General features: G+C 43.2%; 4 protein-coding genes. All 4 read left to right on the plus strand.

The window, feature by feature from the left end:
- The first annotated feature begins 5 nt into the window (after positions 1 to 5).
- The 4 genes from rtxA (at position 6) to HRT96_RS14145 (ending at position 16218) form a co-directional block, all read left to right on the plus strand.
- The gene (gene rtxA / locus HRT96_RS14130) at positions 6 to 11984 is read left to right on the plus strand and encodes an MARTX multifunctional-autoprocessing repeats-in-toxin holotoxin RtxA (protein ID WP_293157896.1); all 11979 of its coding nucleotides are present in this window, start codon (positions 6 to 8) and stop codon (positions 11982 to 11984) included.
- A 378-nt stretch (positions 11985 to 12362) separates the two neighbouring features.
- A complete protein-coding gene (locus HRT96_RS14135; RefSeq protein ID WP_293157899.1) occupies positions 12363 to 13382 on the plus strand; it encodes a Fe(3+) ABC transporter substrate-binding protein in 1020 nt (339 codons plus the stop codon).
- Positions 13383 to 13528: 146 nt separating this feature from the next.
- On the plus strand, positions 13529 to 15160 hold the full coding sequence (locus HRT96_RS14140; RefSeq protein ID WP_293157902.1) for an iron ABC transporter permease: 1632 nt from the start codon (positions 13529 to 13531) through the stop codon (positions 15158 to 15160).
- Complete coding sequence (locus HRT96_RS14145) at positions 15160 to 16218, plus strand: ABC transporter ATP-binding protein (RefSeq protein ID WP_293157905.1); 1059 nt, start codon at positions 15160 to 15162, stop codon at positions 16216 to 16218. The genes HRT96_RS14140 and HRT96_RS14145 overlap by 1 nt, the downstream gene beginning before the upstream one ends.
- The last annotated feature ends 10 nt before the right edge of the window (positions 16219 to 16228 follow it).

Genomic DNA, 16228 nt, shown 5'->3' on the forward strand with positions numbered 1-16228 from the left:
ACTTTATGGGTAAACCATTTTGGAGAAGTGTAGAGTACTTCTTTACCGGAAATTATGATGCCGATGATGGTAATAATAACATTGTTGCCATTGGGTTTGGCGGAGAAATACATGCCAAAGGTGGCGATGATAATATCACTGTAGGTTCCATCGGGGCCATCGTGTATACCGGTAGTGGAAACGACACGGTACAAGGGGGCGCTGCTTATCTGAAAATCGAGGATACCAGTGGTAATTTAAGTGTAAAAGGCGCCGCAGGCTACGCTGAGATAAACAAACGTGAAGATGGAAATGTTTCATTCGCTGGCCTCGCTGGAGGGGTGACGATTGACCATTCGGGTAATCACGGTGATGTGAAGTATGCTGGGGCTGCTGTTTCTAATAACTTAATTCGTAAAGGCCTGACTGGTAATGTGACATTTAAGGGCGCCGGAGGGTATAACCGTATCTGGCATGAAACGAATCAAGGTAATCTTTATTTTGCTGGCGCCGGAGCTGGTAACAAGCTAGATCGCACATGGTTCAACCGCTACCAGGGATCTCGCGGTGACGTAACATTTGATGGCGTCGGAGCTGCAAATAGCATTAGCTCTCGGGTCGAAACTGGTAATATTTCCTTTAAAGGTGCTGGTGTTGATAACCATATTGTCCGTAAGGGCAAGGAAGGTAATATTACTTTTCAGGGTGCAGGTGCCTCGAACCGTATCGAGCGTATCCGTCAGGCTGAAGATATCTACAGTGAAACACGAGGTGATATCCGGTTCGAAGGGATCGGTGGTTACAACAGTATCTATTCTGATGTTGCGCACGGTAATATCAATTTCTCAGGAGGTGGTGCTTATAATAAGATCACTCGTAAGGGAGCTGATAATGATTTTGCAGGAGAAGGCCTAGAAAATGCTAATGCTGACGAAATTGTACTAACGAGTGCAAGCCTTGGCGGTAGCTGGATTCAAGAAAGCCAAGCTGTAAGTGGAGTAAAATCAACGACAGAAGCTAATACCTATCTTTTTGCTTTTGCGGATCAAACGTATACCAAAATCAGTAAAGTTCGATTGTATAACGATCCGGTTACCGGCAAGTTGGGTTACTACGCTACGTCTTGGTATAAAGAAGGAAACCACCTAGCAAATTTAGCTGAACAACAGATTTTATCTGAGAACGGTTTTGTTAATATTAATAGAGACGGTGCTTATACGCTTTCTAAGCTGAAGATCGAACATCAGCAACCAGTAACGATTCACGCAGTCGAAGAAAACCTGACAGAGTACGAATGGATTACCTATGGGGACGGTACTAACATTGATGCCAGTGATGTTAGTCTGTCAGATGCTAAAATGGGCGGCCCCTCTATTTCGACTATCGGTACAATGATCGATGTACAGGCTGTTAAGTCCAACAGCAAACCGAACACTTATATTTATGCTTCATTACAGGGGAAATACACCAAGATCGTGGTGGTAGAGCTCGCTAATGACCCGAAAAGCGGAGAGCTGAAATACCGAGCAACACCTTGGTATAAAACAGGCGATTATAGAACTAATCTTGCGAACGAAGATATCTCTGCTGGTAATGGCTACCGGCATGCCGGCTATTCGCTTAGCGATCTGCATTACAGTGTTGATTCTGTACGTATTAGCTCTGATCAGGTTGCTGATCTCGATGAATACAGTGAACAAGCACTTATTAAACCTTTTACTAACTTTGGCGAAAGTTCGGGTGATGTGCGTTTTAATGGCGTTGGTGGCGGTAATGTAATTAAGTCCAATGTGACGCACGGTAATGTGTACTTCAACGGCGTTGGCATTGGCAACGTAATTTTGCACAGCTCTAAGTTCGGTAATACCGAATTTAATGGTGCTGGTGCAGCGAACGTAATTGTTAAAAGTGGTTTGGAAGGGGATTTAACGTTCCGTGGCGTAGGTCTTGCTAACGTACTCGTTCACCAAAGTAAGCAAGGTAAAATGGATGTTTACGCCGGTGGTGCCGTCAACGTATTAGTACGCATTGGTGATGGCCAGTATTTGGCGCATCTATTAGCGTACGGGAATATATCAGTACATAAGGGCAACGGTGCAAGCCGAGTCGTTATGTTTGGCGGTTATAATACGCATACGCAAATCGGTAACGGTAACGGGACCTGGGTTGCTGCTGGTGGTTTTAATGTGATGACCCAGGTGGGTGATGGTGATATTACCTCTGTTTTAGTTGGTGGTGCTAATGTACTGACAAAAATCGGGGATGGTGATTTGACCTCCGGTATGATTGGTGGCGCTAATATCATTACCCACATTAGTGGAGATGAACAATCTTCTGATACCACTGTTGTTGCCCTTGGTGGCTTAAATGTATTGACCAAGAAAGGTAAGGGGAATGCGCTTGCGGTAATGGCCGGAGGCGGCAATGTCCTGACTCATATCGGAGATGGAAGCACTACTGGCGTAATGATCGGTGGAGCTAACGTTTTAACGAAAGTCGGTAACGGTGATACCACCGGGATAATGCTTGGTTTAGGTAATGTATTAACCCATATCGGCAATGGTCAGACTCTAGGCGTGATGGGCGCAGTTGGTAATGTATTTACTAAAGTGGGTGACGGAACGGCTATTGCCGCGATGGTTGGTGCTACCAATATATTTACGCATGTCGGTGACGGTGACTCTTGGGCTCTGATGGGTGGTTTGGGTAATGTATTTACCAAAATAGGTAATGGTAATGCGTTAGCACTCATGGTTGCAAAAGCGAATGTATTTACGCACATTGGTAACGGCACCACCGTTGCTCTGATGCTAGCGGAAGGAAATATTGCAACTAAAATAGGCAATGGCATGACCATGGCTGCTATGGTCGGCAATGCTAACATTTTCACTCATGTCGGAGATGGTGATACATTTGCGGCTATGATCGGTCAAGCTAATATTCTCACTAAAGTCGGTAATGATCTGACTGCAGCTCTGATGGTTGGTCAAGCCAATATCTACACCCATATAGGTGATGGAACAAGCATAGGCATTTTAGCTGGTGAAGCGAATATCATGACGAAAGTCGGCGATGGAACCACGCTTGCTGCGATGTTTGGTAAAGCGAATATCATGACACATGTCGGTGATGGCCTGACCGGTGTTCTTGCGCTTGGTCAAGCTAATATTGTGACCAAAGTCGGTGACGGCTTTATGGGGGTTGTTGCTGCAGCGAAGGCTAATGTGGTGACGCATGTTGGTGATGGTACGACTGCCGCTGTCCTGCTTGGTAAAGGCAATATCTTAACCAAAGTCGGAGATGGTACGACAGTTGGTCTGCTGATTTCAGATATCGGTAATATCATGACCCATGTTGGTGATGGTATGACTATTGGTATTGCAAAAGGTAAAGCGAATATCATTACCAAAGTGGGTGATGGTCTTGGCGTTAATGTAGCATGGGGCGAGGCGAATATACTGACGCATGTTGGTGATGGTGATCGTTATAATTTTGCTAAAGGTAAAGCGAATATCATTACTAAGGTGGGCGATGGGCAAGAAGTTTCTGTTGTTCATGGTCAAGCTAATATTATTACCCATATAGGTGATGGTGATGATTACACTGGCGCTTGGGGTGATGCTAATATTATTACCAAAGTGGGTGACGGGCGCAATGTTGTATTAGCCAAGGGTGACGCTAATATTGTTACGCAAGTTGGTGACGGTGACAGCTTTAATGCCTTGTGGAGTAAAGGTAATATAGTGACCAAAATGGGTGACGGTATACAGGTCACTGCCGCGAAAGGTAAGGCAAATATCGTTACTACTATTGGTAATGGGCTAAGCGTAACGGCGACCTATGGTGACTTGAATATCAATACTAAAGTGGGTGACGGTATTTCGGTCAATGTTGCCTGGGGCAAGTATAACGTCAACACCAAAGTGGGTGATGGCCTTAATGTTGCGGTGATGAAAGGTACAGCTAATGCGAATATCCAAGTCGGTGATGGTTTAGGTATTAATGCCTCTTACGCACAACATAATGTTGCAATCAAAATTGGTAATGGCGATTTCTATAGCTTGTCTGTTGCATCGAGTAATACTACGAGTAATAAATTGTCTTCGCTATTCGATAATATCAAACAGACGGTATTAGGCGTGGCTGGTAGTCAGGGGATCAATTTCTTGGTTCAGGGTGATGATGCTTCGACATCAGCTTCCCGTAAAGGCCGCGGGGCAATTGCTACTCCGGAAATCACTAAACTTAACGGATTCCAGATGGAGGAAATCGCAGAGATCGGCAGTGATCTTGGCGACAGTATGTCTGGTGCGGTTACCGATGTAGAAACACCTGATGTTGCTGCAATGCAAAGTGAATTAGCGATTGATGAAGATGTAGAATCAACAGAAAATAAAAATCTGATTGTTAATGGTGACTTCGAACAAGGCGGGAATGGTTGGAATGGAACCCATGGGATCGAAGCGTCCCACTCTGCAAACGCTTATGGTGTCGACGAAAAAGGGCATGGGGCATTAGTCAGCGAACTAGATACTTACACTAATACCAGCCTATCCCAAGATTTGAGCAACCTATCTGATGGTGAAGTCATTTCTTTGAGTTTTGATTTTACAAAACGTGCAGGCCTTTCGAATAACGAAGGTATGGATGTTATCTGGAATGGTAACCTTGTATTTTCAGCCTCTGGTGATGAAACAACTTGGCAGCAACAAACACTGAAACTGACGGCGAAGGCCGGTAGTAATCGAATCGAATTTAAAGGCACAGGCCAAAATGATGGACTGGGCTATGTCTTGGATAACGTCGTTGCGATATCTGAGATACCACAGCAAACTAATGCTGTTAGCGAACATGCAGAACAGAATGAAGCCGCACAAAATGCAACTGCCGACAAAGAGCGTGCAGAAGCTGATAGCCAGCGCCTGAAACAAGAAAAATCTCAACAGCTTGCTGCGCTGTCTGGCTCGCAATCACAGCTCGAAGCGACCGATCAAAACGCATTAGAAACCAATGGTCAAGCAGAGCGCGAAGCGCTTGCTGCAGAGCAACAAGAAATTACCAAAGAACTGACGGATATGACCAAGGGGCTAGATGCACTTGACGGTCAAGCTAATTACCAAGGTGAATCAGGTGATAATTGGATAGATAACTTTGCTGGCGGAATTTTAGATAACGTCCAAAGCAAACTTGACGACGCCAAGTTGCATTCAAATGAGCAGCTTGAGAAAGCCGCGCAGCAAAATAAACAGAATCAGCTAGATGTTCAAAATGCAGTAGCAAAATCTGAAGCGGGCGTAGCTAAAGGCGAAGAAAACGAAGTCAATGCACAACAAGATACTAGCGATGCAAAAGCAAAAGCGAACTCACGAAAGGATGACGCTTTAGTTAAGCAGCAAGAAGCACAGCAGGCAGCAACGAAAGCCAATGCTGACAGTAATCAAGCTCAACAACGTGGAGAACAAGATAGTGCAGCCGCGCAAAGTAAATCTTCGCAAGCCCAAGAAAATGCTAAAGCTGCAAAGCAAGATAAAGATGACAAACCGGATCGTGAGGGTGCTGCAGGAAGCGGTCTTTCTGGTAAAGCATATGAAGCGCAAGCTGCTGCTGAAAATACAAGTAATGTTGACGTGTATTCTGAAGTTACTACTGACGGGCGATTCAGTGAAGGTTTGACGGAACAAGAGTTGGAAGCGATTGAAGGAGCTACTCTAGCAGTAAATCGTCTGGCGATAAATGCTAGAAGTCATGGCTCAAAATCTGCGGCGTCTATTACCGAGATGTTCAGTAATAATGGGACGAAGGCGATTGAAGCAACTAAAACTGTTAACTCCCAAGAAGTTCACCGTAAGGAAGTTCAGATATCCGGTATTCAACAGGATGTGATGAAAGCTGGAATTACGCAAATACTTGGCGATAAAATATTTGACTTTAAGGCCGGTGGTAAAGAGTCGGATGAGTCTTCATTCCACTTCAGCCAAGGGGCTGATCTACTAGACCAATTGACTAAGCTGATCCCAGAAGTGGGAAATGTGTTGATCACCGATGGCAATAAAGCTAAGTCCAAAGAGTTGCTTGAAGGTGTGTGTTTTGCGCTGTCAGCCCGCTACATGATGGAAGAACGTGTTAACGGTATTGGTGGTGGTAAGGCATATATGGAATGGTTGAAAGACTCAGTTCATGCATACAACGATAATCAAACTAGCAATAAAGTGGATTCGGGTTCAACAGAGCAAAAATTATTGAATCAGTACCGTCGCCAGAACCTAGGTTTGGCGGTTAAGGATCTGCTTTCAATGCAATATAGCCAATCGATGGATGCGTCCACTGTAGCTGCACGCGATGCGGCTAACAAGAAATACAGCGGCAAATTGAAAGCTAATGGATTGACTGGTGCAAATATTAATGACGCACTGAGTTATGGTGCTGACGGATATGAATCAGTGATGGATAAGCTTCGTAACCCGAGCAAATCCGCGTATATGACATTTATGTCTGAAGGACACGCTATGTCAGTTGTGGTTCACAAGAAAGGTAATCAGAAAGTTTGGTCTTTCTATGATCCTAACTTTGGCGCCAAGTCATTTGTCCAGTACGATGACTTCCGTGGTTTCATGAATAATTTCCATAAAGGACTGCTGACGAAATACAAGTTTCAGGATAGTGATGAAGCCAGTCAAAGCTTCTATGTATATTTCAATAAATTTGAAGATGGCGATATCTCTGCTTATGACGGTCTTTGGAAGCAGAGTCGAGAAGGTGAGCAAGGCTATGTGCTTCGTGCGCTGAAAGAACAGGGTAAAACATTCTCTTTAGGGAATAATGCAACTGGTCGAGTTGTGGATTTCCAAGATGAGCAGATCACTATGGAGGTGACAACTAAGCAAGGCCGTAAAATGTTGCTTGATGTTGAAGGAAGTAACTTTAAACAGGCTGTGGATCTAGTTGAAAAAAATATTGCTCAGGTTTTAGCTGATCCATCTACGGCAAAGTTGTCAATTAAGCGCAATGCTGACATTGAGCAGTTTGAAAGTTTAGGTAAAGAAAAGTCTATTGTGACGGAACCGGCAGGGCAAGCTGGTGATAGTGATTCAAGAAAAATACACTATACACAGCCTTATATTGATGATCTTTTGCATTATGTGGCAGAAGCAGTACCTGGAGGGTCAACAAATCGACAAGACAGTTATGAACAGTTAAAAGCACATTATTCATCAGAAGAAATTGCCAATAAATTTGCTGGATTACGTGGTGATGCTCGTTCACATATGATCACTTCAATGTATAGTGGTCTCGATAACCCTTATATCAAAAAAGCAATGAGTAAAGCTGAAGCTGCTCGCTTAAATGGTATAGGTAATTGTGACGAAATGACTTCGTTGGTAGTTGAAAAATTCCTTAAAGATAATAAAACTGGTTTTGCTATTGTCGGTGTCGATACTTGGGACAGTGTATTACCTGAAAACAAATTAAATACAGGTCATGTATTTATTATTGCGGGTTTAACTGAGCGGCCATCAATTACGGGGGAAATTATAACTGCTAATACAGATTTTGAGCATTTTGATATAAAGGCCAATCCTGGGGCATTTGTTATTGACCCTTGGGCTAAACAGTCTTATTCGTTGGATGATCCAAAATGGAAAGCCAAACTTTCAGCGATTTATAATCAAGCCTATGAAGAAGATCTCATCGCCGATGGTAAATCAATTTTATCATTAGAAGAATCAAATAAGATTGTTGCTAATATTAATATTTATGTTGATCAAGAAGGTCTCTCTTCTGAAAAATCGATCGGCACAATGTTTGATTTAAAAGAAAAGGCCGATGCTAAGCATCATTTTGAAAATGCTGTAATCAGTAAAATATATAGTGACGACTTTATTGATAATCAAAAGGTTAATTTTATGGCTTATCATGGCCGTAATCAGAATGAGGCTTCTATCGTAGTGTTAGAAGATATTCATCACCAAGTGGCGGCCGGCCAAAATGGTATTAATCTTCTAAATAAAATTAATAGTACCGATGCAGGACGAGAAGTTTTAAATGATTTGCATAGTAGTGGTAAGAAACTGGTTATCTCATTTGCAGAGAAGGACGCGTTTTTTGATCAATACACCAATAGTCAAGGAAAGATTGTTGATAATGTTGCGCATTTAGTATTATCCACTGCTGATATTGATACGGATCCCCGAGTAGCTGCTACGGCAATTGTTGACGCTGCTGCGAAAATGACCAGTGCCAATTTTGATGTTAATGAATTTGAAAGTCAGTTTGCTAAGAAGAAAGTTACATTGAAGCCAATGTTTTCTGTTAGCAAAGAACCTGGTTATTTTGACGTTAATTTTGATGATGTTGCTGCAGTTTCTGAAGTGAAAAAACAGGCGGCAGTGACAGGTAAAAGAATTGGTAACAGTTATCAGGATATTCTTGATAAATTGGCGCAGTTTCATGAGACATCGCCTGTTGGTAAAAGGGTGATTGCTCAGGAATTAGAAAGCGCCATTTCCCAATATGTGGCAGAACATCCAAGTTCAGGGCGTAATTCAGCGTTACTACATTTGCAACAAAGCCTAGAAAATGGGGAAAGTTTACTGGACGAGTCGTCCAATAAAGATAAAAACCATAGTCAGCAAGAATCGTTAGATGGTACTGCGCGTAAGGCTAATACCCAAGATGTTGATTCTTGGGATACAGTAGCCGTAACGTCGAATGATGATGGTGGTGAAACCCGCTTTGACGGTCAGCTTATTATTCAGACGGAAAATGACCCGGCAGCTGCGAAAGCGGCGGCTAATTTGGCCGGTAAACATCCTGATTCAAGTGTGGTCGTTCAGCTTGATACTGATGGCAAGTACCGTGTGGTCTATGGCGATCCAGAACAACTATCCGGCAAACTACGCTGGCAAGTAGTCGGTCATGGTCGAGATGAAAGTGACAATAATAATACTCATTTGAGTGGTTACAATGCAACTGAACTGGCAGCTAAGCTCGCGCAGTTCAATCAGGACTTCAGTCAGGCGGAAAATATCAGTAGTAAACCGGAGCATATCAGTATTGTCGGTTGTTCGCTGGTCAGCACTGATAAGCAGAAAGGTTTTGCGCAAGGCTTCATTACTGCTATGGCTGAAAATGACATACATATAGATGTGCCAGCACGCAGTAGCGAAGTCGCTGTTGATGGAACGGGACGTAAGCATACTCGCGATGAAAATGACCAATGGGTTACGAAACTGGCCGACAACAAAGTCGTACTGAGTTGGGATGAACAGGGTGATGTGGCGGTTCGTGAAGAAGCAGTTCGTAACGGAATTGCCGAAGGTGATATTGACCTTAGCCGTGTCGGTCAGAGTGAAAGCGATGTGTCAGTACGTGGTGCGATTGCGGATAACGATGATGTCTTTAGCGCACCGGAAAAACGTAAAAAGAAAAGCGCAAGCAGCAGTTCTGATGATTCGGCTAAATCGAAAAAATCGGATAACAAAGTGAGTTATTCCGGCAATATTCAGGTGAACGTGGGTGATGGTGAGTTTACCGCGCTCAACTGGGGTACCTCAAACGTGGCCGTTAAAGTTGGTACGGGTGGCTTCAAGTCGCTGACCTTCGGTGATAATAACGTCATGGTGCACATCGGTAACGGTGACAGCAAGCATAGCTTCGATATCGGAGGCTACCAGGCTCTGGAAGGTGCACAGATGTTTATCGGTAACCGTAACGTGAGCTTCAATATGGGGCGCAGTAACGATCTGATCGTGATGATGGACAAGTCTATTCCGACGCCGCCATTGGTTAATCCTTTTGATGGTGCCGTACGTATTTCTGGTGTACTTCAGGATATTGCAGAATCAGGGAAGGGTCAGGACTGGCTGGCTGCTCAGGATAGTCAGTGGACATTAGCGGGTGCGAAGAAATTCGTTAACGACATGTCGGGTCTGGATCAGACCAGCAGTGTAGATTATACAAGGTTAGTTAATCTTGACTCTCAGAACGAACGCAGTAGCCGTGGACTGAAGAGTGATACTGAAGCAGCATTGAACAAGAAATATAACGAGTGGTTGAGTGGTAATAAGAGCTCTGACACCAGCAAGATGAGCCGTGCAGATAAGTTCCGTCAGAACAATGAGGAACTCGCATTTAACCTTGCAGTAGGTGGTCGAGGCGCGGATATTCAGGTCACGACTGGTAACTGGAACTTTATGTTCGGTGATAATATACAGTCTATTCTAGATACTAACCTCGGTTCGTTGTTCGGTGTAATGACTCAGCAGTTCTCTGCATCCGGAAAAGTTCAAACAACCTTTACTTATAATCCTCAAGATTTACCTCGTCAGCTGAAGAATAAACTGTTGGGTAAACTGGCTGGTGTAGGTGCTGATACTACATTGGCAGATATTTTTGCGGTTGATTATACTGCTGACGGTCAAATAGTTGCGCGTAATGGCGACGCTGTTGATGGTGTTGCTATATTGACTGAAATGGTGGAAGTGGTTGCTGAATTTGGTGGCGGACAGCTGAAATCTTTCACCGACCCGTCGAAATTGCTAGATAGCTTAAAATCAAGCTTAGATATGGGTAAAGATGGGCTAACCTCTTTTGCTGAAAGTCATGGTTTAAAAGAGAAAGCGCCAGCAGAGCAGGACGATAAGTTAGCGGTCAGCGTTAATAGTGACACAGATTCTCAGGCTAAGCCTGCAACGGCTGGTGAAGTTACAGAGCAAGAAGAACGTCCGTTTGGATTCAATGCTCTGAATTTACCTAACTTATTTACAACTATTTTCAGTGCAGATAAACAGTCAGAAATGAAGTCTTTGGTGACTAATCTGAAAAAAAATCTCACTGCTGATCTGCTTAATATGAAGGAGAAAACCTTTGACTTCCTTCGCCATAGTGGGCATTTACAAGGCGATGGTGATGTGAATGTGTCTCTGGGTAATTATAATTTCAACTGGGGTGGTGACGGTAAAGATCTAGGCGCTTACCTTGGTGACAATAATAATTTCTGGGGGGGCCGCGGTGATGATGTTTATTACGCAACTGGCACGTCGAATATCTTCACTGGTGGAGAAGGTAACGACGTGGGCGTGTTGATGGGCCGTGAAAACATGATGTTCGGTGGTAAGGGAAATGATACTGCTGTTGTCGCTGGTCGTATTAACCATGTATTTATGGGCGACGGTAATGACCAAGTCTTTGTCTTCGGTGAAGGTGGAACCATTGAATCCGGCTCAGGCCTAGATTACGTTGTTACATCAGGTAATTATAATTCTGTACAGGCAGGTGATGATCAAGACTATGTGGTGACGATTGGTAATCACAATCTGATCGACTTAGGTAATGGTGATGACTTCTCGAACGTTTTCGGCAATTATAATAAAATTGACGGCAAAGCGGGCAAAGATGTGATCAAACTGATGGGCTTCCACGCAGTGGTTAACGCTGGGGCTGGTGATGATCATTTAATCGCAGCATCTATCTCGAAGTTCAGTGAACTCGATGGTGGCGAAGGTAATGATCTGTTAGTACTTGGTGGTTATAGTAATACCTTCCAAGGCGGTGCCGGTATTGACAGCTTTATGGTAAGCGCTAATGTAATCGAGAATCAGGTCACAGATATTTCTAAAGATGATTTCATCGTCTTTGATAAAGTAAACTGGAATGATCTATGGCTGCAGCGCAGTGGCTCTGATTTACAGATCCTGATAAACAATAAGACTGACTACAGTTCGGATCAAGCTAAATTTGAAAGCCTTGGTTCGGTAACTTTCTCTGATTACTTTGCGGATAACCGTGCTGAATTGGTGATCAGTATGGATGCCAAGCAGGAATCGGGTGTACGTGATTATGTAGCCTTGTCGAATGGTGCTGTCGATAACTTAGTTCAGGCTATGAGCGGTTTTGCGCCATCAGCCGGTAATGCTGGGTTTATGGATTCGCTAGATAACAGTGCACAACACAAGGTTGCGTTAGCATGGGGTAATGTAAATAAGGGAACAGGCCATATAGCGTAATTTTATATTGTTATTCGCTTGCGAAACAGGACCGACTCACTGTGATTTAAGTATGATTCTAGCAGCGTGTTTTTTACGCTGCTAGAAGTAAAAAATTAGTGGAATATATAAAGGGCTGCCTCATTGCTGAGGTAGCCATTTTTTTTGCCCGTAACGTTGGAAAACCCATTTAAAAAGTAATTTTATTGAGTTAGTGTCGGTCCAATACTCCTATTTAAATAGAAATGAATTTGTCTGTAAATGAAAAGCAGACTTTATCATTATCCTTCGTTAATCTTTGTGATAATTATTATCATTTGCACTTGTGGAAAGTTTTATATTCTTATAAACTCGCTGCATATTGTAAATTATGTAAACAATTCGTATTAAGAGGTAAGGATGAAAAAAGGAATATTTGGTTTATCTGCTTTGGCATTAACAACGTCACTCATGAGCGCAACGGCTTTTGCTGGTGAAGAAGTTAATATTTATTCAAATCGCCAAGCTAATTTGCTTAATCCGATCCTTGAACAATACACTAAAGATACTGGTGTGAAGGTGAACATTGTATTTGCCAAGAAAGGACTTGCAGATAGAATGAAACGCGAAGGTCGTTTATCAAAAGCCGATCTATTACTAACAACGGATATCAGCCGCTTAGTTGAAGCTGTTGAAAGTGGTGTAACTCAGCCAGTATCAAGCGACGTATTAGAAGATAACATTCCAGCGCAATACCGTGACCCAGATGGCGAATGGTTTGCACTAACAACACGTGTACGTAATATCTATACTTCACGTGAAGTTTATGGCGACGTTGCTAACATCACTTATGAAGAACTTGCAGACCCTAAATATAAAGGTCAAATCTGTACACGTTCAGGTAAACACCCATATAACGTAGCTCTTATCTCATCAATGATTTCGCATCACGGTGAAGCTGAAGCAAAAGTATGGTTAGAAGGTGTTAAAGCTAACTTAGCACGTAAACCACAAGGTAACGATCGTGCACAAGTTAAAGCAATTAAAGAAGGCGTTTGTACTGTTGCGCTTGGTAATAGCTACTACTTAGGCAAAATGTTGAAAGATCCAAAACAAGTTGCTTGGGCTGAATCGGTTAACATTAACTTCCCTAACCAAGAAAACCACGGCGCGCACGTAAACGTTTCTGGTATGGTATTAGCGAAATTCGCACCGAACAAAGGTAACGCAGTTAAACTGATGGAATACCTGTCTGGCGCGAAAGCACAACAAATGTATGCTGAAGTTAACATGGAATACCCAGTTAAAGCGGGTATCAAAGCATCTGAGTTAGTTTCATCTTGGGGTGAATTTAACGCAGATTACATGCCAGTCGCAGAAATTGCAAAACATCGTAAAGCTGCACTAAGACTACTTGATGAAGTTAAGTTCGACTTGTAGAATACATATACCGCTAAGTTTGTTAGGGGTTAACAGTTGAAATTGCAGCTTAATCGGTTGCCAATTGACTGATTTAAAGGTTGGTAAAGTTACGTTGTAACTCGCCAACCTTTTCGCGTATCTAAACAGGAGTTATTTTTCCGTTCATGAATCATAAGTTAGCCTTTTCTTGGCATTCTAGTAGTTGGTTTATTGCGATCATGTTAGCGCTACCTATTGCGGCATTGTTTTACCAGGCAATCGGTCCCAGCGCTGATGTTTTTCAACACCTTATTGATACCGTTCTCCTCGATTATATTCAAAATACCCTGCTCCTTGTTTTCCTGGTTTGTTTAATCAGCAGTATTATTGCTTTACCTGCCGCTTGGCTTATTGCCATGTGTGATTTCCCCGGCCGTAAAAGCTTACAATGGGCACTGATGTTACCGATGGCGATGCCTGCTTATATTGTCGCTTATATTTATACTGATATGTTTGATTATGCTGGGCCGGTACAAATTGCTTTACGCGCCGTGTTTGGTTGGGAAAGTGCCCGTGATTATTGGTTCTTTGATATTCGTACCATTCCCGGTGCCGCCACGGTGTTAGCCTTGGTGTTATACCCTTATCTTTATTTGTTAGCCCGTACTTCATTTCTGGAACAATCAACCAGTCTGATCCAAGCTAGCCGTATGTTGGGCAGCTCTGCATTGTCGAGCTGTTTACGGGTATCGTTGCCCCTTGCGCGTCCAGCGATTGCGGTGGGGTTATCTTTAGTGGCGATGGAAACTGTGGCTGATTTTGCGACGGTGAATTACTTTGCGGTAAATACGCTGACGACAGCGGTTTACGATACTTGGATTGGCCACGGCAGTTTAACGGCCGCCGCGCAATTGTCGGTGATGACATTATCGGTGATCTTATTATTTGTCGGTTTAGAACGCTTCGCTCGGCGTAAACAGCAAGTCTTTCAAAAAAGCATGCTACATGAACAAGAGGTACGTTATCAATTATCTGGCGCGGCGAAATACGTTGCGATGGCTTGGTGTTGGTTATTAGTGTTTGCTGGTTTCTTATTACCGTTTGCGGTATTAGTTAATTATGCATGGCATTACTTTGCCGAGTCTTGGACTGAAGAGTTTTTTCAATACAGCGCCAATAGTTTAATTCTGGCGGTAGTCGTGGCGAGTCTCGCGGTTATATGCGCAATATTACTGGGTTTATACCGTCGTTTAGTTGGCTCTAAATATGCGGTGATCCCGGCACGTATTAGCACTATGGGTTATGCGTTGCCTGGTACAGTATTGGCTATTGGTATCATTATTCCGTTGACTTCGGCTGACTTTTTATTAAATGACTTAACCGAACTATTATGGGACTGGACACCGGGTCTGGTCTTTACGGGCACGACCTTTGCGCTTATTTTTGCTTATCTTATTCGTTTTTCAGCCATTGCGGTTGGTTCGATAGAAAGTAGTATTGATAAAATATCGCCGTCGTTAGATATGGTGGCTCGTACGTTAGGGCACTGTCCCAATAGCATGATCCGTAAAGTACATATTCCCTTGATCCGTAAAGGGGTATTAGCGGCGTTTTTATTAGTCTTCATTGAATCAATGAAAGAGCTGCCAACGGCCTTGTTATTACGTCCATTTAATTATGAAACACTTGCCACTTATGTGTTCCAGTTCGCGTCTGATGAAATGTTAGAACAGGCTGCTCTGGCGGCAATTGTGATCGTGTTAGTTGGATTGATCCCGCTTATTTTCTTGAACCGTTCTTTGGAGCAACAGCACTGATGACTACATCTTCCTCACTTGCTTTACGTATTTCAGATCTACATTGTAGTTATGCTGGCGTTGATATTTTAACGGGACTGGATCTGGATTTAGGTAAAAATGAAATCCTGTGTCTATTAGGACCAAGTGGCTGTGGTAAAACCACCACGTTAAAATTGATTGCTGGGTTATTACCACCAACCCAAGGCAGTATTGAGATTAATGGTCATGTGGTTGACAATCGCGATCTTAATGTCGCCCCTGAAAAGCGTAACGTCGGAATGATTTTTCAGGATTATGCGCTATTTCCACATTTAACCGTGACTGATAATGTGTTATTCAGCCAATATAAGCAAAATAAAGCCAAGCAAAAAGAGACGCTGGATTATGTGCTTAAATTGGTCAATTTGACCGAATTTGCTGACCGTTATCCACATCAACTATCCGGTGGGCAGCAACAGCGAGTAGCGATTGCCCGCGCTTTAGCCAATTCACCAGAGTTGTTATTATTGGACGAACCTTTCTCTAATATTGATAGCCAAGTACGTCATCACTTGATTGAAGAGATGCGCAGTTTACTTAAATCGCATAACATGAGCGCCATCTTTGTTACTCACAGCAAAGAAGAAGCGTTTGCTTTTGCCGATCGTTTAGCTGTTTTCCATCAGGGTAAAATTGAGCAGCTCGGCACGCCAAGTGAGTTATATAACCGACCTGCTACGCGCTTTGTAGCTGACTTCCTTGGCAAGGTTAACTATTTAGATGCGGTAGTAGTAGATGAATACAGCGTCAGTACAGCATTAGGTGTTATTAGCAGTAAGCAAAAATTAATCGCGGCTGTTGGTGCGCATAAATTGTTAGCGATTCGACCACAGCAATTAAAATTAGCGCTCAGCGAGCAGGGGAGTGCGACGATCACGCAACAACAATTCTTAGGGATGACCACGCATTGCACTATCACTGTAGCTGAAGAGCCAGCAATCGAATTATCGGTATCGATGCAACAGCCAATGGCGATTGGTGATGTGGTGAGTGTGACGGTTGATTGCCATGATTTGGTTTTATTTGATCGCGATTAACCGTTAATGG

Origin of the sequence: Moritella sp., from assembly GCF_013215705.1 — a bacterium.
GTDB lineage: Bacteria > Pseudomonadota > Gammaproteobacteria > Enterobacterales > Moritellaceae > Moritella.